Source organism: Hallella bergensis DSM 17361, from assembly GCF_000160535.1.
GTDB lineage: Bacteria > Bacteroidota > Bacteroidia > Bacteroidales > Bacteroidaceae > Prevotella > Prevotella bergensis.
The window spans coordinates 1-2,701 of sequence record NZ_GG704788.1 but is presented as its reverse complement, the minus strand read 5'-3'; the positions used below and the strand labels follow the sequence as shown (position 1 = coordinate 2,701).

General features: G+C 48.8%; 2 pseudogenes. Both read right to left on the bottom strand.

Features of this window, described 5'->3' with window-relative positions:
* Nucleotides 1–1,150, bottom strand: a pseudogene (locus HMPREF0645_RS12780) (tyrosine-type recombinase/integrase); the annotation flags it as partial.
* Nucleotides 1,151–1,155: 5 nt separating this feature from the next.
* A pseudogene (locus HMPREF0645_RS12775) lies at nucleotides 1,156–2,386 on the bottom strand (site-specific integrase).
* Between the last annotated feature and the right edge of the window lie 315 nt (nucleotides 2,387–2,701).

Sequence of the window (2,701 nt, the reverse complement as noted above, 5' to 3'; positions counted from 1 at the left end):
TCCATATCCTTTGCAATCTTTTGGTCGGTGATTTGGGCATAGATTTGTGTGCTGGCAATAGACGAATGCCCCATCATCTTAGCGATGCTCTCGATAGGCACACCAGCCTCTAGCGTTAGCGTGCCGAACGTGTGTCTTGCACAGTGCCAAGTCAACGGAGTACGGATGCCACATGCCAACCCCACGGCTTTGAGATGACGAAGTAGCTTCCAGTCGCTCATTGTATCGGGGAATATCTTGTAGTCCCCTCTGCTCTGCTCTTTCGTGTAAAGAGAGAGTATCTGCTCCGCTATCGGATGCAGGGGTATCAAGCTCTCCACCTCTGTTTTCTGTCTTGCCTTGCGAATATACCGCTTCCCCTCGCTGTTTGTCTCGATTTGCGAAGCTCGTAGCCCTCGTAAATCAACAAATGCCAAGCCTGTAAAGACCGAAAAAGGAACATTCTTCGGCTTAGTTCTGCCCCTTCATCCTGCAACGGAAATCCCAAGAGCTTTGACACATCGCCCTTACTCAGAAAACGAGGTTTGCGCTCCACGACTTCATACTTCACCTCTTCAAACGGATTGAAGCGTATTGTCCCCTGACTGACGGCTCGATACATCAATCGACTCAACCAACAGAGATGGCTATTTATCGTTGCGGGCGCATAGCCCTCCATCTTCAGATAGAAACGATAATCCTCAAAGAACTCAATCGTAAGAGCTGACAAGGGGACATCCCGCTCGCTGCGACTGAGCACAAAAGAGTTAAGCAGCCTATCGGCATACTGATTGTTCCTATACGTCCCCGCACTACTGCACTCTCGTTGGGCTTTGAGCTCTTCCGCACTAAGAGCAAGCAGGGTCGTTGGAGTTTTCCCGACACCCTGCAAGTAGTTCTTCAGCAACTCGGCACTTACTGCTCCATATTTGTAAAGCAAGGTATTGTAGCCTTGTTCGACTTTCTCCCGAAAGGTTTGCAAGCGTTGGTTGGTCTTCTTCTCCTTTGTCTCCCTTCGCTTCACGCTCCAATCCTTTGGGGCAGTGCTTTCGCCTGTGGTTATCACCGCGCTCGCTCCGTCTATGGTGATACGGCAAAGGATTGCCGTTGTGTCGTCTGCTTTGGTCTTGCTCTTATTGATGTAGAATAGTATTCTGAATGTACTGCGCATTGCTCTTACAAGGTTAAGGTTAAGTCTTCAGTGAAAGAGAGAAATTGCTCAAACTCATCGAAAAGCTTCTTCGGAGTCACATGAGCATATCGCTCGGTCGTTTGGATATTGCTATGCCCCAACATTCGGCTCACCGTTTCAATAGGCACGCCCCGCTCCAAAGTTATCAACGTGGCAAAGGTGTGGCGACCAACGTGTGCCGAAAGGGGAATAGAGATACCAGCTCGAAGTTGTAGAGCTTTGAGTTGGGCGAGGTAAACCGAATAAGCAATGGGAGTAAAGAGCGTACTACGGTCCTCCGATTGATACCGTTCCATCAGACGCACCGCTTCAGATAGGAGCTTCACACGACAAAGCGTATTGGTCTTCTGTCTGCGGAACTTAAGCCATAATGCCCCCTCATCATCCGTAAAGAGATGCTCCCGACTAAGGGCAACCATATCGCAGTAGGCAACACCCGTATAGCAAGCGAAGAGAAAGAGGTCTCGAGCAGTCTCCAACTCCACTTCATACGGCTCAAAGGTCAGGCTCTGCAACTTATCCAACGATGCCCTGTCCAATGCACGAGGTCGCTTGTTCTCTCCTCGTTCGATCGTTACGTGAGCAAACAGTTGTCGTGTTATCAATCCTTCACGATACGCCAAACGGCAGACCTTCTTCACCGCTAATGCCATCTTACGATAATGACCTTGCGAATGCCCCAGCTCTCCGACAGAATAGTGTTGTAGGCAATCCAAGAACTCTTCTTCAATCTGACTGAAAGCAATATCTGTCGTGTGGAACTTCTCCTCAATAAAGGCTCTCAGATGCTTTCGAATAGTAAAGTAACTATTCAGAGCTGTTGCCTTTATCTCGACACCCACCTTTTGCTTCATCTCTTCAACCATTCGATCGTACCGCTCCAAGAAAGTGATTTGGCTTTGCATACTACCTTGCAGTAACTCCTTGATGTCAGTCGCTGTAAAGACAATCCCTCGCTCACAAAGGGTTTGATAAGCCGACTGCGCCGAGAGAAGCAAACGCTCCAACTTGCCATTCGTTGCCACAGCTTCACGGCTCTTGCCGTTCAGCCTGCTCTCACGAGCATTCCACAACTTGGGGTCGCACGACAGCTTGCAACTGAACTGGGCGATGGTTCGCCCATAGGTTATCCGCCCCATAATCGGAGCTAGCCCCGACCTGTCCAATCCGCTCTTTTTTGAGGTAGAGCAACACCTTCATTCTGTCTGTTTTCATACGCTTCTGTTTTTATGGGCAAAGTTACCCGTTACCGAAGCGTTCTCAGCTACGCAAAGCGTTGTATATCAGAGCAACAAACCGAAATCACAGAAAGTTCACTTACAGAATACACTTCCGTCAGTTACCTACTCCTACCTCTTCGTTACCATTCGGAGAATGGGCTAACGATTTGGTAACGGAACTTCTGCATAAATCCACGCTTTCTGCACTTTACCTCGTAGCGCAAACCACAGAGATATCGTGCAAATTCCTCTCATTTCCATTTACTTACCCGCAATCCTCTCCCTAATGCCCTTTCCCCTAATAGTTCCC